Raw genomic sequence first — 19,157 nt, 5'->3', positions numbered from 1 at the left:
AAGATAACTCATTTTATTACAATAGATTACACAATGTAGATGCCAGAAAATTATGATTCTGTAAGTCATTGAAAATCTGCCATTCTTTTGTAATCAACACAGAAAGGACTGTTCATTATCGGACACTTTTTGTGCGAAAATGAACAGTTTTAGTATTAAAACCTTATTTTTAAAAGTAGAAACCATACCATGCGTAAAAAAGAAGCCCATATTCTGATTGTAGATGATGATGAAGATATCCTGTTCTCTGCGAGAGTCTGGCTAAAAAAGTTTTTCACGGAAGTAAGCTGCCTTAGCAAACCGGGTGAAATTTTAAAATTCATGACTGAAAACCAGGTAAATGCTGTGGTATTAGACATGAACTTTAGAAAAGGATTTGAAAACGGACAGGACGGTCTTTATTGGATGAATGAGATCAGAAGTCTCGAGCCTCAACTTCCTATTATTCTGATGACGGCCTACGGTGAAGTAGAACTTGCTGTGGAAGCGCTCAAAAACGGAGCTTCCGATTTTATTCTGAAACCATGGAACAATGAAAAGTTATATGCTTCTGTTAATTTGGCGGTCGATCTTTCAAGAAAGAACAGAAAACTCAGCCAATGGGAAAACGTGAACCAAAAGAGCAATCAGTACCAACTGGAAAGTCATTCTCCCAAAATGCAGGAAGTTCTGAAACAGATTGAAAAAGTAGCTCCTACAGATGCCAACGTCCTTTTATTGGGTGAAAACGGAACCGGAAAATATGTATTGGCAGAATCTATTCATCAACAATCCGAAAGAAGCAGCCAGCCTTTTGTACATATTGATCTTGGAAGTATCTCCGAAAGTCTTTTTGAGTCGGAGCTGTTTGGATATAAAAAAGGGGCTTTTACTGATGCCCATCAGGATTATGCAGGAAAAATTGAAAATGCACAGAACGGAACTGTTTTTCTCGATGAAATTGGAAATCTACCGTTACAGCTTCAGACCAAATTGCTAAGCCTGATCCAAAACAGAAAATTATCCAGATTAGGAGAATCTAAAGAACGTTTACTGGATGTACGTTTTATTTTTGCAACTAATGAGAATTTGAAAAAAGCGGTTGCAGAGAATCGTTTCCGTCAGGATTTGTACTACAGGATCAATACGGTAGAAATTCAGATTCCGGCTTTGCGCGACAGGCAGGAGGATATTGGATTACTGGCGCGTTATTTTCTGGATCGCTATAAACAGAAATATCATAAACCCAATCTGGAACTTACGGACGATATTCTGACAAGCCTTACTCATTTTCCGTGGCCGGGAAATATCCGGGAGCTCGATCATTGCCTGGAAAGAAGCGTTATCCTGTCTAATGACAGTACACTTCAGCTATTGATCCCGCAATTAGAGGAACAGGAAAATGCCATTATCAATTTGAATATTGAAGAAATGGAAGAACTTCTCATCAAAAAAGCGTTAAAAAAACATACGGGAAATATCTCTTTAGCGGCAGAAGATCTGGGATTATCGCGGGCTGCTTTGTACAGAAGAATGGAGAAATTTGGACTATAATTTAAAATTGACGGTCAAATTTCATCTTTTCAATCTAAATATTAACCGTAAAAAAGTATCTTTAAATAACAACTTTTCTTTTTAAATAAAAAGTACTGTAAACTTCATGAATACGAACTACAATCTGTGGCTGCCATACAATCTGCTTTCAGTTGCCAGTGGAATTATGGCCTATCATTTTTTTATGGAGGAGCAATGGTTTAATGCCGTTCTCTTCGTTCTGCTTACGATTGTTTTTACCGTTTTGATCTATTTTTCATTATCAGCAAAGACATCAAAAGTTGAAAAGATCATCACTTCTGTAAGGAAAAAAGATTTTTCATTATTTCCTCAGGAAGAGGGCGATTCTTTGTTGGACAACAGTATTCGTTTATATTATCAGAGCAAGGAGGAACAATTTTCTTTATCGTCTTATAAGTTGCTTTACGAAAGTATTCTGGATCATATGGAAACGGGGCTTATCATCTTATCTGAAAAAGACGGCAACTGGGAAGTTTTTTATGTAAACAATGCTTTTCTCAATATTTTGCAGGTTCCAAAATACAAGCAGTGGGATCTTTACGCTACGAAAGTTCCTGAATTTTATAACATTATCAAAGAAACAAATTATCAAAGCTCACAGGAGTTTTTTGATATTTCTGTAAACAGTGATTCTAAACAGTCTTTTTCTCTCAGAACCAAACAGGTAAAAAACAGACAGCATCTTTTCTATATCATTACGCTGGAATCTGTTCAGAAAATTATTGAGCAGAAAGAAAAGCTGGCCTGGAACAATCTTATGAAAGTCATTTCTCATGAACTTTTGAATACACTGACGCCTGTGAACAGCCTGATTCAGAATCTGGAATATATCAGTAATCAGGAAACCATTGATCAGGAAGATCAGGAGGAAATGAAGGAAAGCCTGATGATCATCAATTCCAAATCTAAACAGCTTTTAAATTTTGTGGATCATTACCGTCAGGTTGCCGAATTACCCAAACCCCACCTGGCTCCTGTTTCTTTGAAAAAAGTGATTGAGTCGGCCCTTGGATTCCTGAAATCTGAGTTTGAAAAAAATCATATTCAGATCCTTCAGAATATTGAAGATTATATAATATCTGCCGATGAAAAAATGATTGAACGAAGCCTGATCAATCTTTATCTTAATGCCATTCATGCTGTTTCAGAAAAAGAATATAAACAAATTTCTACTACGGTAAAATCTTATAGCAACCGTATCATTGTAAGCATTACAGATAATGGTTCGGGGGTTACTCCTGAAATTAAAGATAAAATTTTCCTACCGTTCTTTACGACAAGATCACATGGTTCCGGTATAGGACTTACCCTTGCCAAAAGTATTATGGAAGCTCATGGAGGTTATCTTAATTATAAAACGCTGGAAGAAGGAAGTACCTTTGAACTCTGGTTCTTAGAATAAACAGGTTTCCTCACTATCATAGCTCCTTTTTAATGATACATTCTGGACCATTATATTTTTTTGTACTATAATGCTTTACTTACTGACATACTGTTGTCACCACTCTATTTTACCTTTGTTTTAAAGTTATTCAACAATACAATTTAAAACAATATGAAATTAACATCCTTAAGAATCATCACCCAAGACATCAAAAAATCTGTCGGATTCTATGAAAAAGCAATGAATGCAACCGGACATTGGTATACTGAAGATTTTGCAGAACTTTCTACAAGTACCATTACAATAGCGATTGGAAGTACTCGAACTATGAAAATGTTTTCCGAAGGGCTTACAGCGTTTTCCGGTACAAAATCTACCATTATTGAATTTATGGTTAAAGATGTAGACACAGAATATGAAAGAATCAAACTGATTACTTCAGATATAATTCAGGAACCTACAACAATGCCGTGGGGGAACAGATCTCTTTTATTCTGTGATCCGGACGGGAATATGATCAACTTTTTTACCCCTGTAAGTGCAGAAGCGATCCAGAAGTTTGATTAAAATTTTTTGAATACAAAATACCGTTTTTTCAGAACGGTATTTTTATTTTATACCATCACTGAAACTTTAATGACCACAATTTTTAAATTTCCAAAAAATACCACTCCAACACGCCACTTATTTTTTATATTTGGCTTTGAAAAACACCAATACTTTATGATGAATTTAAAATCGTATCTGGAATTAAAAGTAGATGATCAGGAATATTTGTCAGCATTTACCATTACCGGCTCAAACATTCAATTTTCCGGAACAATATATATTCACGAAGACAGCCGATCTCTTGCTGATTTTGCCAACAGCCTTATTGATTTTCCTAAATATGAAAAGAAGCTGTTTTTTGAAATGGGACATAAAGATTCTCGATTTTCTTATTTCTCAATAAGCCTTTATCCAACGCAATCTCTTTCTCACATTGGGGTTCAGATCACAATGGTAACAGATGCTCATTTTCGGGATGAAGATCAATGTAAAATACAATTTGAGATTATTGTAGAACCTAGCGCCATTGATGAGTTCCGAAAAGCTTTATCACGAATTTCGCATAAAGGGTCAGGAAATGCTATTCTATATGGAAAAGACAATCGTATATAACCTATCCGAATGAAAGATATAAAACTTCATCAAAAGAAATTCAACGAGATAAAAGAATTATTGATCTCAAAATTGGGCGAAAAAATTGTTATTGACGAAGAAAATGGAACCACATTTCTTCAAATTGAAGATTCTGAATATTGGCTTTCCGTTGATCATTCTGAATTTACAGTAGGATTTGGACTCAATCACAAACATTTCAGTGAAGAATATGACAATTTAAAAAAAGGCATTGAAGAAGCCTTTAAACTGTTGACCCATGAAATACGAGTTACAAAATACATCAAAGGTAAAACCCTTTATAAAGCAGTTACAGAAATTAAAATTTCTGATTCTATAATAGAAAACCTAGGAGTTACCGGAATTTTATTCTACCCTTTTTGGAAAAAAAACCAAACTGAAACCTCCTATTTTGAAGCAATAATAAAGAAAGAGGACATTGAATCGGAAATTGAAAAAATTGTAACAATACCCTAAACTCATTTCCCCATGCTTTCTAATGAAAAACCAGCCTGAAATAAGCAACAGACTGGTCTTTATTATTTTTATTTACCTAAGAAATCAATTGCCTTATTGACAAATGTTTCATGGTTTTGGAAGAAAGAAGCGTGGCCAGAATCCGGGAAGATTAAAAGCTCGGCATGTTCTAATACCTGTGCCATATTCTTGGCATTCTGCACTGAAACCGGAAGATCATTTTCACCATGAACAATTAGTACTGGATTTTTGATCTTTTTCAGCGTGATAAGGGCATCTGCATCAGGTTGCGCCCAACTTAATACGGCTGTAAACTGAGCATTTGAAGTATTATCGCTCAATGGAAGATCCCGATCTGTCGTACGAAGCTGAATTCTGGCATAAGAAGCTTTTCCTGCAGCAATACTTTGGCTGGATTCTGTAAATCCAAATTTCAGAAAAGAGGCTTCAGCGCTCAATCCAGCTGTTCCGGCAATAATATTGGGTAGATTAGACAATCCGATGGCTCCCTGTGGTCCTGTTCCTGTTAAAATCACTTTATTGATGAGTGAAGGTTCAGTTAAAACAATTCTCTGAGCCACAAATCCACCCATGGAGAATCCCATGATATTTACTTTATTCAAATTCAATGCTTTGATGAAATCTACAGCATCATCTGCCATGGCCTGAACTGTATTGGGAGTAGTTCCTTCTGAGGAGGCAACTCCTTTATTATCAAAAATGATTACTTTATATTTTTTAGATAAACCATCTGTTATTGCGGGATCCCAATCATCCATTGAGCCTCCCAGCCCCGGTAATAATACTAAAGGAATACCATTTTCATTTCCCAGTGTACGATAGGCAATCGTATTTCCCTTTACATTTACAAATTGGGTTTTGGCGTTTTGGTGGTTGTTATTCTGTATCTCCTGTACCGTGGGAGGTTCGTTTTCCTCGGAGCAAGACACCGTTGCTACTGTAAATAAAGTTAAACATAGTAAACTTACTGCTGAGATTTTTCTGATTGCTTTCATTGTTGTTTATTTTTTTGTTTTGATTATGCTGCAAACTTAAAACACAACAAAAAGCGAAACATCCAAAAGGTTGTTCAACAGGACTTTTTACCGACCTAATTAGACAATTTTAGTGGGGAAATTGAAAACCTTTTTTATTTTTTATCCATCAAACGCTGTATTTCATACTGATTCAGAAAGTATGTTCTATCAACAGAAATTCCGTCCCGGCTGAGTGTTGCCCGTTTTGAGATGTATTTCTTTTCATTCCAATTGAGAATATAGGTTCTTGTATTGCTCATAAAATTATTGGTTCCTTCACTTCCATCCGAATACATATTGGTAATTCGGTTAAAATTACTTTCATCCATCATGATCGGCTGATTGTTGTAAACATACACCATTTTATACTCCATGATACAGCCATAATATTTTGTCACATATTCATTGCATTTTTCTTGGCGGATCTTTTCAGCCTGCGGTAAGAGTTGATTGATTTTTTCAATCTGCAGCTGTTCTTCGGCCTTCAGGTCATCAAATTTGATATGTTCGATTAATGACTGCCCCAAACAAATCTGGCACAATCCCATCCATACAAGGGTTAAAAAGATTTTCATGAATTACTGTTTTTGCGAATATAGAAATTCAGAAAGACAATATCAATTGTAAAAAGCGCTTACTGTATTTCTTTACTATTTTTTAAAGCATGGAGTGCCTTCATTGCTTTATCGGCATCATGTTTTGCAACAAAGATATGGTCATGAAAATAGGCTGCAACAACATTACAGCTGATGTTCTCTTTTTTGAGAGCGTTGGCAAAAGCAGCTGTAAGGCCTACGGCTTCCAGTGAGGAATGGATCGTAAGAGTAATCCACGAAGCAATATAAGTGTATTTCAAATGCCATTCGTCTGCAATTGTTCTGTCTAACACTACAGTAAATGCTTCCGCTTCTTTAAAGAAAAACAGAATTTTCTCTATATCCGGGATCTGGCTCAGTGTTTCAACAGTACAAAACACATATTCTCCGGTATTCAATACGGGTTCCATATTCTGAAGCAGAACCGCTAAATCTTTTTCTCCTGACATCTTTTTTATACAAAACTAAAGTATAGATTTCTGGATTTATTTATCATTTGATAAAAAATAAAGATCATCCGATAAAGTTGTTTCAACAGTATTTCTTGCCTTATGCAAAGATCACTGAGAAATAGATTAGGTAATATTGCATTGTTATGACGTAATTAACACATCTCACTAATAATTAGCCATTTATAAAGCTTTTAAATAAATTTACAGGAACATTTTTACAATCAGGACCGTTCTTCATTTTCGTTAAACTCTTAAAAAGTAAAGTTTATGAATAATTACAACCATACTATTGAAATAAAATCTTCTACAGATATGATATATAAAGCCCTGACGGAACAAATTCCTCTTTGGTGGACAGAAACTTATGAAGGTTCTTCGCTAAAAACGGGTGATAGGTTTACTATAAGATTTGGAGATCAGGTGCACAAAACAATGCGCGTAAAAGAATGTGTACCCCATTCAAGAGTGATTTGGGAGGTTGAAGATGCGCTGATTGCCATTTCTTCGCTGAAAAATCAGTCCGAATGGATAGGAACTACGATCGTTTGGGAAATGAAAGAAGAAAAAAATACAGCATTGCTTGATCTTACACACATTGGCTTAAATCCTTCAATTGAATGCTATGAAATCTGTATTGGCGGCTGGAAGCAGTTTATAGGAAGCCTGAAAATGTTTCTGGAAACTGGGAAAGGAAATCCTTATGCAAAATAGTATTTAAAAAGCTATATACTCAAAAGCAAGAAAGAGGCAATATGCCTCTTCCTTTTTAGTACTAATAACCTACCAATTGAACTTCTCTATGTGTATTTGTGTTTTTTTATATTCTTATTATCATTTGGTCTTTTTATCAAGAAGAACGATTTAAAAGCTATTCATACATTTTATAATTGTTTCATCATTTGCGTTTTTTATATAATTATAGTTTATTATTTGTACTGCTATAATTATTAATTTTTCTCGATAAAATATACTTCTGAAAAAGTGTTTTAAGTTTCTTTCTTTCCGTAAATCTTATAGTGCAAAGTAACGACATTGCTGAATAAAGTCTTCTATAAAAGGCATCGATACATATCGAAGTGTTTATAGATATTTATCGATACACAATATCTGTTTGATGAAAGAGATGTAGAATAGCCCTTGGTACGTTATATTTTATGATGAGTTTTAACAAGATCTACCAGTTCAACCAGGTTTTCTATTTTCAATTTCTCGAAGATATTTTTTTTGATTGTACTTACGGTATTTTGTTTTATGTCCAGACTATTGGCAATTTCCAGATTTCCGTATCCTTCGGCATAGAGCTCGGCAATTTCCATTTCTCTTTTTGTAAGGCTGGTGAGCGGACTTATCAAATTGGGATTATAAACAAACTGTACGAGCAGATCTCTGGAAAGATCAGAAAAGTACTCCCCTTTCTGAATAAAGGCAGTAAGTGCTTCTCTTATTTCATCTTCTTCACTTAATTTGCTCAGATATCCGTTTGCTCCTGCTTTAATAAATTTAAGAGCGTGAAGATCTTCCTCAAGACCTGTAAAAATTAAGATTTTTATATTGGGATTGATAGCTTTCATTTGTGGCAGAATATGCAGACTGTTCCCTTCCGGAAAGTGAGCATCCATCACGGCCATTTCTATTCCTTTAGACTCCACCAGTTCTATAGCCTGCTGCAGTGAGGAAGTTTGATAAATTTTAGCATTTGGAGCAATATCATTGATGACGATCTCCATTCCCTGTCGCACAATACTGTGATCATCCGCTAAAAGAAATATAATTTCTTTATTTTCAATTGGTATTTCCATTATTATTAATATTTAAATTGATCCTGAATGTTATTTTGGTTCCTTTGTGAAGTTTACTTTCAATCGATATTTCTCCATTGAAAAGTTCTACGATTTCTTTCACCAGATTCAATCCCAGCCCTGCTCCCAGATTATCCACTTCATCAGATACAATCCCCTGATAGTAAGGGTCAAAGATTTTAGCAAGGTCAGATTCTGAGATTCCTACCCCGGTATCGGCTACGGTCGTAATAAGTGATATGGTATTTTTATCAATAGATTCTGTTACCAGCGTGAGATCAATTTGTCCGTTTTCTGTAAACTTATTGGCATTTCCAAGGATATTCATAAAGATCTGATTGATTCTGATATTATCCGAAAACACGTTCATCTCTTCAGGAATCCTGTCTGTAATCACAAACTTATTATTTCTCGTCTCCAGATAAGGAGTGATTACTTTTACAATGGAGCCAATTTCATTTTTAAGATTGAACTCACTTTGTATCAATTTCTTTTCAGCATCCTGATTCTTAGTATATTCCAGAATCTGGTTAGACTGAAGCAATAATGTGCTGTTAGTAAATTTTATTGATTTAAGATAATCTTTTATGGTTTCATCCTCTGTAGATCTGTAGATCTTGTCAATAAAGATATTGATGATCTTAAGCGGCGATCTCAGATCATGGCTCAGCATTCCTAAAATTCTGTTTTTGAAGTTGAGATTCTTTTTGATCTCTCCATTCGCTTCATTCAGTTTATGTTCATAAATAAAGGCCATTCTGGTAAAATACATAATCAGAATAGAGACAATGAACATTAGAACCATTAATCCCAGTACAAGATACGTTCGGATTTTATTATTGTCTGAACTTTGCTGGTTGTATTCTTTTTCAAGCTCAGATTTAAAGTCTTTGATGGCGCTTTCATACACTTCTATCAAACTATTACTGTATACCAGAAGTTTACTGAAATTACTATAAAACTGAAGATTATCTTTTTGTTTCTGAGCCGCGTACATCTGTACTTTCTTTACTTCTGCTGCATAATGTTTATCCATAGATTTGATGGTGTTATCCATTTTAGTTTTCACCTGGGAAATATCTATGGTCTTATTATTCGTTAAGGTAATCACCGTACTTTCTTTCTGAACATCCACTTTTCCTGTAACGGCATCTTTCAATCGACCGAAAAACCCTTTTTTCTTCACCGTATCTGCATACTTATGAGTTTCTATCTTGATATCATCAAAATCATTTTTATATTTTGCTGGCTCGTATTCTTTGTCCTGTTCTTTTGTCGGCGGGTTCAGGGAAGACTGGTACACTGAATCTATCAGTTTCTTCAGTTTTGTTGTCTGTTCTGTATCTTTTACGTGTTGAGAAAGGTTCTTTTTCAGTCTTGGGCTTGTATTCTCATAATCATTGATCTTATCAAAATTAATCTTGAGCTTCGTAAGAGACTGAAAATATGCCTGAAGATCTTTATCATCCTGGCTTACCATATACTTCTGAAGATGTTCCTGTGCATCCAGAAAATCTTTTCTCGAGTTATCGGTCAGCTTTCCAAGCGCACGGCTGTCTTCCAGTTGGTTTTTGATAAACTGAAGCTTCTTCCCGTTGACAAATTCGTTATAAAAAAAGATGGCAATAATTACCTGTATCAATAAAATACATATGATGAGTGAGTAATGGACAACCTTCCTCAATCTAAAATTTAAGAATTTATTTTTCATATTTATTCGTCATCTAATTTAATTTCCTGATAATCTTAGCTTTACCTGTTATTAGTTTTCAATAATATATTGTTATTATCAAAAATATAACAACACGTATATATTATACAATTTACAAAGTTAAAGTAAATTTTTGCTTCTTTATAATACTAATTATCAGGTAAAATCAAAGAAATTCAAGACTACTTTATATCAAAATGCTTTTACCGTTTACAAATTCCTTCCTGTCTATGTAAATCTTCAGGATTGAATGCAAAAATCGGGGTTCAACAAAATACTTGAGACTTTCTTTAATATTCATTATCAGAAGCTTTATCCCGCTATCCACTCATACTCCTCACGCCAGTTGTTTCCACCGCGAAAGCCCTGCTGTTTCCAGCCTATGTTGCGGGGTAACCGTTTCTATCGGGGCTAAGATAACTACCAATCAATATCTACAAAAATTGCTTTCAACAGCATATTTTAATTTAAATAATAAACCAATCACTTTTAATTTTAAGAATTTATCAACCATATTCAGTATTTATACTCAAAACAACAATTGGTAATTTACACTATACAATACCTCCCGCCTTCTTTGTTACTTTGAAATGCTGAGTAAGCAGACTTTACCATTCTGCTGTAATACGATCTATACGTACCGTCAGAAATCTATCGGATATAAAAGAACCTAATGACCAACCCAAAATCCGGTTCCGATATAACCATGAAAACTAATACTACATAACACATGATTACAGAAAACTACGACGTAATTGTCATTGGCGGAGGGGCAATAGGCCTGGCTACAGCCTACCATCTGGGTAAAAAAAATGCAAAAACTCTGGTATTGGAGCAGTTTACCTTCCTGAACCAATCTGGAAGTTCCGCAGGCGTATCCCGACAATTCAGGATTCCTTATCCTGATGAGTACATGGTGAAAATGGCTTTGGAAGCAATACCCTATTGGGATGAACTGCAAAAAGAGACCGATGTTCAGCTTCTGGATAAAGTAGGAACTCTTTGGTTCGGAGATCCCGAAGTACGATCTACCGAAGGCAATATTGCGGATGCTGAAAAATCTCTGAAAGCACTAGGTATTCCCTACTCTACACTTACTTCAAAAGAAATTGAAGAACAGTTTCATTTCAGAAATTTACCGGATAATTATACGGGATTATTTCAGCCAGGTGGAGCCAGTATCAATTTTAAAGCAACGATAGAAACTCTTTTAAATCTTTGTCAGAAAGATGATACCATACAGCTGGAAGAAAATTCGCCCGTACTTAAGATCACCCCAAAAGGCAAACTCTTCGAAATTACAACCCCTCACGGAACTTATATTACAAAGAAACTGGCTATTATCCCGGGACCTTACATCAATAGTGTGATCAACTTACTCGATTTCAAAATTGAAGCTACTTACTGGAATATGGCTTCGGCTTATTTCAGAAAAACAGATCCCAATATACAATATCCTACATGGTTCGTATTCCAGAACCGTATAGAGCAGAACGGAAATCAGTTTTACGGATTCCCTTCTGTAGATTGGGATCATCCTGAATATATTCGTGTGGCTCCGGATTTCGTCATTACTCCTTTGGAAGAACCCAACGACAGAACCTTTATTCCCAATCCGCAGGAACTGCAGTATACTTCAGACTGGATAAATGATCATATGACAGGCCTGAATACTCAACCGGAATATACATCCACATGTCTGATTGCCCTGAGCACCATTCAGGATAAAGAGCTGTTAATTGATTTTGCACCTCCATATGTTCCCAACCATAAAAACATTGTGGTATATGCCACCGGATGGGCCGCCAAATTCACTCCTTTTTTAGGAAAAATAATGTCTGACCTCGTATTAGACGGAAAAACAGACTTTGACATCAGCCCTTTCAAATTAGGACACAAATATTTCTTAGCACTATAAAAAATTTAAAACCATGAATAAAAATACACCTCTGGATTCGGGAATGCATCCTGATCTAAAAGTAGAAGTAGCCATTATCGGAGCCGGAACTTCCGGATTATACTCCGCTTACCGTCTGGTAGCAGATAAAAAGTTTAAAGCTCATGAAGTTCAAATTTTTGATATGAGCAATAAACTGGGTGGTAGACTGGAATCTGTGATCATGCCGGGAATGAATTTCTGGGGAGAACTTGGAGGAATGCGCTATCTTACTTCTCAGGAAATTGTTACGACATTAATAGAAGGCTATCCATTATCTGAAAAAGATCTCAGCAAAAGAACACCGGTTCTGAAAGGTAAAATGACTCCTATTCCGTTTCATATGGGTAAGGAAGATAAATTGTTGATGTATATCAGAAAGGAACGCTTCAAACAGAATGCCTGGGAGGTAGAACAGAAACAAAACAAAAAACTGAAAACACGCTACTATCTGAATCATGATGATGAAGGATTCAGTTCTGATCAGTTATTCAACAAAATTATTTACAATGTATTAATGGCAGATCCATGGGTTGCTAAAACCTATAAGAAAAAGATCATTGCAGGACATCATGCTTATGATTTTAAATTTAAGCTGGACAGCAGAGACTGGGATGCCATAAAGCCAAGGCTTGTTTACCACTTTCCGGGATCTCCTTACGACCAGCGTAAAGTAAATGATATCGGTTTCTGGAACCTCATAAAAGATCAGGTTTCACAGGAAGGATATGAATTTCTTGCCAACGCAGGCGGATATTATTCCAACACCATCAACTGGAATTCTGCTGAAGCATTTCCTTATATGGTAGGCGATTTTTCGGCAAATACGACCTATAAAACCATTGAAGAAGGTTATGACAGCATCGCCTATGCAGTAGCCAATACATATATGGCCAATAAGGGCGCAAAAATATGGTCCGAAAACAAGCTGCTTACCTTTAGCAAAGAGCATCCGTTTAAACAAACCCATCGATATGAACTGGTTTTTCTGAACCTGAAAACGAATAAAGAATGGAAAGTCTACGCCAATTCTCTTGTGCTGGCAATGCCTAGAAAATCTTTGGAACTGCTGGATCAGAACAACTTCTTTTTCAATGTGAATAAACATGCCAAATTGAATGAAAACATCCGTTCTATCATTATGGAGCCTGCTTTTAAAATCCTGATGGGTTTTGAACGTCCTTGGTGGCATGATCTTGATATAAAGTCAGGACATTCGATTACGGATCTTCCCATGAGACAATGTTACTATTTCGGGACTGATCCTAAGACCAACAACTCGATGCTTTTGGGAAGTTACGGTGATATGGAAACGGAAACGTTCTGGAAAGCACTTTCCGACGACAAAGTTCTGTTCAAAGTAAAAGCCGCTAAATCGGCCTCATTGAAAGAACTTCATCAGCTGGATGACGTACAGGCAACACAACTGATGGTTGGTGAACTTATGAATCAACTTCATGAGCTTCATGGCAAGGATGTAAAAATTCCGGAACCTTATGTTACTTACTTTAAAGACTGGACAGACGATCCTTACGGCGCAGGATATCACGCCTGGAAGGCAGGATTTTCTGTGAAAGATATAATGCCTTACATGAGAAAACCGGTTGCTGACGAAAAAATACACATCATTGGAGAGGCGTATTCCGATCAGCAAGGCTGGGTAGAAGGAGCCTTCTGTGAAGCCGAAAAAATGCTGCAGGAACATTTTGACCTACACCGCCCTGACTGGCTAAGTCCAGATTATTATTTAGGATGGTAAGTATATCATAAAAAAGTGTTTACCCTTACTCCGGAGCTATCCGGAGTTTTTTGTTTTGTACACCCATTCAATATAAAGGAATAAAGCGTATCACCTTTGTTCATATTTTGGGTTCATTAAAAGATCTGTGCATTTATTGTAATTACCATAATATTCTCTTTTCATATCGCCATCATTAGTATTTTCTATTTTTCGTAAGAAGTCTTGCCATTATATTTTGCTAACTTGTCTCTTTAAAAAAGAAGAAACAAAACCTTGTACAGATCAACCGATTGAATTGAAAAATAGACATTCAAAACAGTCGGGATATTATTCTAAAAAGGTTTAACAGCAAAACAGCTTCATCATCTTATGACCAATAAAGATTTTAATTCTCAGCGAGGTTTTACATTCAGTAAACATATCCCGGAAGAATTATCGAATTTTGACAGGGTCTTTGATATCTTCAAAGATCTGCTCACCCATACGTCCGGTGATATTGAAGAAGCCTTCGAATGGCTCGATATGCTAGACAAGGAATATGAAATTTTCACCGATGAATATACGCTTCAGGATTTTGAGGAAGACTTAAAAAAACGGGGCTACATCAAAGAAGAAGAACCGGAAGATGGCAATTCAGGGCCGGGAAAAGGTAAAAATATATTAACGCCTAAACTGGAAGCAGCCTTACGGGAATATGCTTTAGACCAGATTTTCGGAAACCTTAAAAAAAGTGGCACAGGAAGTCACCGTACAACAAAAACAGGAATTGGTGACGAACGGGACGGAGAAAACCGATCTTATCAATATGGCGACGATCTTTCTGCCGTCAATATGACTGAAAGTCTAAAAAATGCACAGATCAACAACGGAATTTCAAACCTGCACCTTACAGAAGATGACCTTATTGTAGAAGAAACCAAACATAAGGCTCAGATGAGTACCGTATTGATGATTGACATCAGCCATTCCATGATCTTATATGGCGAAGACCGTATCACTCCTGCCAAAAAAGTAGCAATGGCCCTCGTAGAGCTTATTAAAAGGAAATATCCTAAAGATTCCATCGATATTATTGTCTTTGGAAACGAGGCATGGCCCATCAAAATAAAAGATCTTCCCTATTTAAAGGTAGGTCCTTATCATACCAATACGGTGGCGGGATTGGAGCTTGCTATGGATATTCTGCGCAGAAAAAGAAATACCAACAAACAGATCTTTATGATCACTGATGGTAAACCTAGCTGTATTCAGCTTCCTACGGGAGAATTTTATACCAATAGTTACGGACTGGATGAAATGATTGTCAACCAATGTCTCAACAGAGCAGCCCAGGCCCGAAAACTGAAAATTCCTATTACAACCTTCATGATTGCACAGGATCCTTATCTGCGTCAGTTTGTGGAAGCATTTACCGCTCAAAATAAAGGAAAAGCTTTCCTGACCGGCTTATCAGGCTTAGGACAGATGATTTTTGAAGATTATGAAAAAAACAGAATAAAGAGAATTTAATACAACATCTGAAATAAGATCGATCTTACAGACGTTACTTTTAAAACATCTCACCAAATAATTATTTTTACTTAGAAGAAAATGAAAAACGATATTACATTCAAAGAATTAAAAGACTCCGGTTATACCCATAAAACGATCAATGAAGAAATCCAGGCCAATTTAATCTCAAGAATTAAAGATAAAAAGCCTGTATTCGAAGGACTTTGGGGATATGAAGACACTGTAATTCCGCAGCTGAAAAAAGCAATACTCGCCGGACACCATATCAACCTTCTTGGTTTAAGAGGTCAGGCCAAAACCAGAATCGCCCGAAGCATGGTAGATCTTCTTGATGAATATATGCCTATTGTAAAAGGCTCCGAAATCAACGACAGTCCCTTCCACCCTATTTCAAAATATGCTAAAGATCTTATTGAAGAATTGGGCGACAACACTCCTATTTCATGGGTACACCGTTCCAGCCGATTTTTTGAGAAACTGGCGACTCCAGATGTAAACGTTGCCGATCTTATCGGAGATATAGACCCTATCAAAGCTGCAACTTTAAAACTTCCTTATTCTGACGAGCGCGTCCTTCATTACGGAATGATTCCCCGCGCCAACCGATCTATTTTTGTTTTGAATGAACTCCCTGATTTACAGGCTAGAATTCAGGTTTCCCTGTTTAATATTTTGCAGGAAGGTGATGTTCAGATCCGTGGATTTCAATTGAGAATGCCGCTGGATATTCAATTTGTATTTACAGCCAATCCGGAAGACTATACCAACAGAGGAAGCATCGTAACGCCACTAAAAGACAGAATTGGCTCTCAGATTTTCACCCATTATCCAAAAACCATTGCCCTGGCCCGCCAAATTACGGAACAGGAAGCAATCATCTCTGCAGAAGATAAGTCACAGATACAAATTTCTGATTTGGCAAGAAATCTTTTGGAAGAAGTTGCCTTTGCAGCCCGCGACAGTGAGTATGTAGATGCTAAAAGCGGAGTAAGTGCCCGTTTAACCATCAGTGCGATGGAAAACCTGGTAGCTGCGGCAAAACTAAGATTAATAGAATCCGGTGTTGAGAAAACGACAGTACGTTTGCTGGATTTTATGTCTATTATTCCATCTATCACAGGGAAAATTGAACTGGTATATGAAGGGGAGCAGGAAGGAGCCGATTATGTAGCCAAAATACTGATCGACAAAGCTGTGATGAGACAGTTTGAAAGTCTTTTCCCACGCATTCCCAAACTGGAAAAAGAAGATATCAAAACACCATATACCGATCTTATCAGATGGTTTAATAAAAATCATCTTGAACTTAATTATAATGATTCGGATGAGGAATTTTATGCAAAACTCAACAAGATAACACCTTTGGTAACAGTTGTAGAAGAAAATGCTTCAGATCTGAGCACTGAAGACAAAAATTTCTGTAAAGAACTCGTATTGTGGGCACTGACAATAAGCAGTAAAATCGATAAGTCTGAAAATCAGTCTGCATTCACTTTTGATTCTGCAGGAATCGGACAGTTTTTGCGCAATTAAAAAGGATTTGTAGTAAAAAATAAAAGAGTCAGCTTCATTTTGAAGCTGACTCTTTTTATAGGGATTGCTCTATTTCCACTCGAGTTCAATCGTTTTAACTAATTCCTCATTATGAAAGCCTATGTCTTCATATTCAAAATCAAATGTTAACGAAATCTCTACGGTTAACGTTTCGTTATCCAACTGTAAAAACTTTAACCGGGTAAGATCTGCAGGATTGTGGCAGCTTCTCAGGTAAATAGAACCATCAACGTAGCCTTCCTCGGGATTTACAGGAAATTCAACCGTTTTTCCTACATAACTTATCGGGGGCTCTGCCAAATGAATAAAATCCAGTCGAACAGATGTCTTTACAACCTCGCCATCCAAGATAAAACTCGATACAGGAATATCTATCGTATACGAGCTTTCTTCCTGCAACCACAAACTTCCCTTCTGGAATTCAAGCTTTTCTACTGAGAAATCTTCCGTTAAATCTATTAAGTCAGATAAGTTGATTTCCTCATCCTGATCATTTGAATAAAAATTCGCTACACCTGTATAACTTTCACCGTTTTCAAACTTACTGATGATTTCTTCTGTCATAGGAGTAATGGCCTGCCCTCCATATCTCCATAAGATTTCCATCATTCTGTAGTCATTAGAATAGGAACACCACTCCATCGCAGTTTTACCCTGCTCTAAAGGCGTATTAGGATCAAATCCTTCTTTTAAAGCATTTTCAACGTCTTCATAATGGCAAAATAAAAGGAGGTCTGAAAATTTTTGTGCATTCATATTGATGTATTGAATCTGTTTAAACTTAGTTACAAAAGATTTTTAAACACTGAAGCTGCGTTGAAAATTAAAGACTTTGATCTTATCTGAACTTAATTGTGCAGTAGCTTATTATACTTTCTAAAGTGTACTAAAGTGTTAAAGAAATAAAAACTTCTTTATAATTGTTTTCTGATCAGTTAAAATGGTAAGGATAGCCGATTTCATCCAGATCGGCTTCAAGCTTTTTCCAGTCTTCAATGTCTTCTACCATTGACAGTACCATTTGTTTGGTTAAAATCTGTCCATTATAAATCTCAGTGACAGTCTTCAAAGGTATACCACTTTCTTTGTAACTTTCTTCAAAATATTCTGTGGCCCAATTAACGTAGGTTTGTGGATTTCCGTCAAAAATATTCAGCATTTCTCCGGAATTGTCATCAAAACTTCCAATTTCTCCTACTTTCCAATTTCCAGCTTCCGTGCTCCAAAGGCAAAAAGTTGTTCCTATTGACTGTACTGGTTCACCAAACATAAATTCATGGAATATGGGTGGCAAATCTCTGGTAAGCTTCTGTTTGTCTTGCTGTTTATACTCACGGGCAAAACCATTGATTGCACAACCTTCGTCTCTGAAAAGAATCAACATCTGATCTCCGGAACCGTTTCTCATCTCAAAAACCTCTTCATGATCTGCCCATTTTCTGTCATAAGAATAATAACGGTATTCCCATTCCTGAGAGAGAATGGCATCCAATACTGAAACCGATTTACAAATAGTCTGTAATCTTTTTCTATCTGGTAATTTGCTAAAATCTTTTGTTGAAATCATTGATATTGCAGTTTTAGATTTTTGAGTTTTCGTGTTTACTTTTCTGGGATTCTTCTTGTTCTGACCAAATAAGCTTATTGCCATCAGCGAAAATAAAATCGTAGTAAATATTCTTTTTTTCATATTTATGGAAACAATTATTGTGGCAAATTTTAAGATTTTTTAAACTTTATCATCTTCTTTACAATTAAAAAGAGAATTGCCAAAAATAATATAAGGATCACAACGACAGGAAGGTTTAAGGAATATTCTGAATTTGTAGTTACAAAAATAAAGTCAGTTTCCTTTTCTGGTACAAATTTTCCCTCACTTGTATCATTAGCAAAAGTTCCGGCAGATTTACTCACCATTGAATATTGCTGTCTATATAAAAGGTAAGCCATGGTAGCAATACATAAAGATAATACTACATAAAGCGATGTTCTTTTTGCCATATTTTTAATTGATGAATTCAGGTTTAGTTTTTCAATATATTTTTGAAATTTAAATTACAAAAAGCAATTATAATAAAATATTCTAAAAATGAATACAGGAAAAATCCCATAATATCAAAGTAGTATTCAATTATGGCTAAAATAGATCAGATTCTCAAGAGAATATTTGCTGTTAATAGATATTCTCTGATTTTTCATCAATAAAAAAAGTATAGAAGGCAAGCTTAAAAAACAAGACTTAT

18 protein-coding genes are annotated in these 19,157 nt (G+C 35.9%); 10 read left to right on the top strand and 8 right to left on the bottom strand.

Going from position 1 to position 19,157, the window contains the following annotated elements:
- The first annotated feature begins 189 nt into the window (after positions 1-189).
- From ACL9RH_RS02705 to ACL9RH_RS02685, 5 genes are all read left to right on the top strand, one after another.
- Entirely contained in the window at positions 190-1,533 is a 1,344-nt protein-coding gene (locus tag ACL9RH_RS02705; RefSeq protein WP_422691794.1) for a sigma-54-dependent transcriptional regulator, read from the top strand.
- A gap of 106 nt (positions 1,534-1,639) precedes the next feature.
- Positions 1,640-2,956 carry a sensor histidine kinase gene (locus ACL9RH_RS02700; protein WP_422691793.1) on the top strand — a complete coding sequence of 439 codons (1,317 nt, stop codon included), beginning with the start codon at positions 1,640-1,642 and terminating at the stop codon, positions 2,954-2,956.
- 153 nt (positions 2,957-3,109) lie between these two features.
- Positions 3,110-3,505 carry a VOC family protein gene (locus ACL9RH_RS02695; protein ID WP_422691792.1) on the top strand — a complete coding sequence of 132 codons (396 nt, stop codon included), beginning with the start codon at positions 3,110-3,112 and terminating at the stop codon, positions 3,503-3,505.
- 156 nt (positions 3,506-3,661) lie between these two features.
- Positions 3,662-4,099: a hypothetical protein gene (locus ACL9RH_RS02690; protein WP_422691791.1), complete on the top strand. Its 438-nt coding sequence runs from the start codon at positions 3,662-3,664 to the stop codon at positions 4,097-4,099.
- Positions 4,100-4,108: 9 nt separating this feature from the next.
- On the top strand, positions 4,109-4,576 hold the full coding sequence (locus tag ACL9RH_RS02685) for a hypothetical protein (protein WP_422691790.1): 468 nt from the start codon (positions 4,109-4,111) through the stop codon (positions 4,574-4,576).
- Between the two features lie 68 nt (positions 4,577-4,644).
- Here ACL9RH_RS02685 and ACL9RH_RS02680 read toward each other — a convergent pair whose 3' ends face one another.
- The 3 genes from ACL9RH_RS02680 to ACL9RH_RS02670 form a co-directional block, all read right to left on the bottom strand.
- Positions 4,645-5,592 carry an alpha/beta fold hydrolase gene (locus ACL9RH_RS02680; protein ID WP_422691789.1) on the bottom strand — a complete coding sequence of 316 codons (948 nt, stop codon included), beginning with the start codon at positions 5,590-5,592 and terminating at the stop codon, positions 4,645-4,647.
- A gap of 134 nt (positions 5,593-5,726) precedes the next feature.
- Positions 5,727-6,188 (bottom strand): hypothetical protein, encoded by a 462-nt coding sequence (locus ACL9RH_RS02675; protein ID WP_422691788.1) that lies wholly within the window; start codon positions 6,186-6,188, stop codon positions 5,727-5,729.
- Between the two features lie 59 nt (positions 6,189-6,247).
- Positions 6,248-6,658: an ACT domain-containing protein gene (locus tag ACL9RH_RS02670; RefSeq protein WP_422691787.1), complete on the bottom strand. Its 411-nt coding sequence runs from the start codon at positions 6,656-6,658 to the stop codon at positions 6,248-6,250.
- 270 nt (positions 6,659-6,928) lie between these two features.
- Here ACL9RH_RS02670 and ACL9RH_RS02665 point away from each other — a divergent pair, with 270 nt between their 5' ends.
- A complete protein-coding gene (locus tag ACL9RH_RS02665; protein WP_422691785.1) occupies positions 6,929-7,372 on the top strand; it encodes an SRPBCC family protein in 444 nt (147 codons plus the stop codon).
- 434 nt (positions 7,373-7,806) lie between these two features.
- Here the strand turns inward: ACL9RH_RS02665 and ACL9RH_RS02660 are convergent, their stop codons facing one another.
- Positions 7,807-8,460 carry a response regulator transcription factor gene (locus tag ACL9RH_RS02660; RefSeq protein ID WP_422691784.1) on the bottom strand — a complete coding sequence of 218 codons (654 nt, stop codon included), beginning with the start codon at positions 8,458-8,460 and terminating at the stop codon, positions 7,807-7,809.
- Positions 8,444-10,102: a sensor histidine kinase gene (locus ACL9RH_RS02655; RefSeq protein WP_422691782.1), complete on the bottom strand. Its 1,659-nt coding sequence runs from the start codon at positions 10,100-10,102 to the stop codon at positions 8,444-8,446. The genes ACL9RH_RS02660 and ACL9RH_RS02655 overlap by 17 nt, the downstream gene beginning before the upstream one ends.
- 799 nt (positions 10,103-10,901) lie before the next feature.
- Between ACL9RH_RS02655 and ACL9RH_RS02650 the strand changes: the two genes are divergently transcribed.
- The 4 genes from ACL9RH_RS02650 to ACL9RH_RS02635 all read left to right on the top strand — a co-directional run bounded on the left by ACL9RH_RS02650 (position 10,902) and on the right by ACL9RH_RS02635 (position 16,893).
- The gene (locus ACL9RH_RS02650) at positions 10,902-12,089 is read left to right on the top strand and encodes an FAD-dependent oxidoreductase (RefSeq protein WP_422691781.1); all 1,188 of its coding nucleotides are present in this window, start codon (positions 10,902-10,904) and stop codon (positions 12,087-12,089) included.
- 13 nt (positions 12,090-12,102) lie between these two features.
- Positions 12,103-13,866 (top strand): flavin monoamine oxidase family protein, encoded by a 1,764-nt coding sequence (locus tag ACL9RH_RS02645; protein WP_422691780.1) that lies wholly within the window; start codon positions 12,103-12,105, stop codon positions 13,864-13,866.
- Between the two features lie 351 nt (positions 13,867-14,217).
- The gene (locus tag ACL9RH_RS02640; RefSeq protein WP_422691779.1) at positions 14,218-15,357 is read left to right on the top strand and encodes a vWA domain-containing protein; all 1,140 of its coding nucleotides are present in this window, start codon (positions 14,218-14,220) and stop codon (positions 15,355-15,357) included.
- A gap of 81 nt (positions 15,358-15,438) precedes the next feature.
- The gene (locus tag ACL9RH_RS02635; protein WP_422691778.1) at positions 15,439-16,893 is read left to right on the top strand and encodes a sigma 54-interacting transcriptional regulator; all 1,455 of its coding nucleotides are present in this window, start codon (positions 15,439-15,441) and stop codon (positions 16,891-16,893) included.
- A gap of 69 nt (positions 16,894-16,962) precedes the next feature.
- On the opposite strand, the gene ACL9RH_RS02630 is transcribed toward ACL9RH_RS02635, so the two are convergent.
- The 3 genes from ACL9RH_RS02630 to ACL9RH_RS02620 form a co-directional block, all read right to left on the bottom strand.
- Positions 16,963-17,670: a hypothetical protein gene (locus tag ACL9RH_RS02630; protein WP_422691777.1), complete on the bottom strand. Its 708-nt coding sequence runs from the start codon at positions 17,668-17,670 to the stop codon at positions 16,963-16,965.
- Between the two features lie 175 nt (positions 17,671-17,845).
- The gene (locus tag ACL9RH_RS02625; RefSeq protein ID WP_422691776.1) at positions 17,846-18,604 is read right to left on the bottom strand and encodes a hypothetical protein; all 759 of its coding nucleotides are present in this window, start codon (positions 18,602-18,604) and stop codon (positions 17,846-17,848) included.
- A 29-nt stretch (positions 18,605-18,633) separates the two neighbouring features.
- Positions 18,634-18,915: a hypothetical protein gene (locus ACL9RH_RS02620; RefSeq protein ID WP_422691774.1), complete on the bottom strand. Its 282-nt coding sequence runs from the start codon at positions 18,913-18,915 to the stop codon at positions 18,634-18,636.
- Positions 18,916-19,157: the final 242 nt, after the last annotated feature.

Source organism: Chryseobacterium sp. Mn2064 (assembly GCF_049319685.1).
Taxonomy (GTDB): domain Bacteria; phylum Bacteroidota; class Bacteroidia; order Flavobacteriales; family Weeksellaceae; genus Chryseobacterium.
The sequence above is the reverse complement of the archived record's forward strand: the minus strand, read 5'-3'. Positions and strand labels throughout refer to the sequence as shown.

What these genes read in the sequence shown, in the direction of transcription:
- ACL9RH_RS02690 (WP_422691791.1), top strand. Translation starts at nt 3,662, where the DNA reads ATGATGAATTTAAAATCGTATCTGGAATTAAAAGTAGATGATCAGGAA.
- ACL9RH_RS02640 (WP_422691779.1), top strand. Translation starts at nt 14,218, where the DNA reads ATGACCAATAAAGATTTTAATTCTCAGCGAGGTTTTACATTCAGTAAA.
- ACL9RH_RS02645 (WP_422691780.1), top strand. Translation starts at nt 12,103, where the DNA reads ATGAATAAAAATACACCTCTGGATTCGGGAATGCATCCTGATCTAAAA.
- ACL9RH_RS02700 (WP_422691793.1), top strand. Translation starts at nt 1,640, where the DNA reads ATGAATACGAACTACAATCTGTGGCTGCCATACAATCTGCTTTCAGTT.
- ACL9RH_RS02675 (WP_422691788.1), bottom strand. Translation starts at nt 6,188, where the DNA reads ATGAAAATCTTTTTAACCCTTGTATGGATGGGATTGTGCCAGATTTGT.
- ACL9RH_RS02660 (WP_422691784.1), bottom strand. Translation starts at nt 8,460, where the DNA reads ATGGAAATACCAATTGAAAATAAAGAAATTATATTTCTTTTAGCGGAT.
- ACL9RH_RS02665 (WP_422691785.1), top strand. Translation starts at nt 6,929, where the DNA reads ATGAATAATTACAACCATACTATTGAAATAAAATCTTCTACAGATATG.
- ACL9RH_RS02695 (WP_422691792.1), top strand. Translation starts at nt 3,110, where the DNA reads ATGAAATTAACATCCTTAAGAATCATCACCCAAGACATCAAAAAATCT.
- ACL9RH_RS02635 (WP_422691778.1), top strand. Translation starts at nt 15,439, where the DNA reads ATGAAAAACGATATTACATTCAAAGAATTAAAAGACTCCGGTTATACC.
- ACL9RH_RS02680 (WP_422691789.1), bottom strand. Translation starts at nt 5,592, where the DNA reads ATGAAAGCAATCAGAAAAATCTCAGCAGTAAGTTTACTATGTTTAACT.
- ACL9RH_RS02670 (WP_422691787.1), bottom strand. Translation starts at nt 6,658, where the DNA reads ATGTCAGGAGAAAAAGATTTAGCGGTTCTGCTTCAGAATATGGAACCC.
- ACL9RH_RS02650 (WP_422691781.1), top strand. Translation starts at nt 10,902, where the DNA reads ATGATTACAGAAAACTACGACGTAATTGTCATTGGCGGAGGGGCAATA.
- ACL9RH_RS02625 (WP_422691776.1), bottom strand. Translation starts at nt 18,604, where the DNA reads ATGAAAAAAAGAATATTTACTACGATTTTATTTTCGCTGATGGCAATA.
- ACL9RH_RS02685 (WP_422691790.1), top strand. Translation starts at nt 4,109, where the DNA reads ATGAAAGATATAAAACTTCATCAAAAGAAATTCAACGAGATAAAAGAA.
- ACL9RH_RS02705 (WP_422691794.1), top strand. Translation starts at nt 190, where the DNA reads ATGCGTAAAAAAGAAGCCCATATTCTGATTGTAGATGATGATGAAGAT.
- ACL9RH_RS02630 (WP_422691777.1), bottom strand. Translation starts at nt 17,670, where the DNA reads ATGAATGCACAAAAATTTTCAGACCTCCTTTTATTTTGCCATTATGAA.
- ACL9RH_RS02620 (WP_422691774.1), bottom strand. Translation starts at nt 18,915, where the DNA reads ATGGCAAAAAGAACATCGCTTTATGTAGTATTATCTTTATGTATTGCT.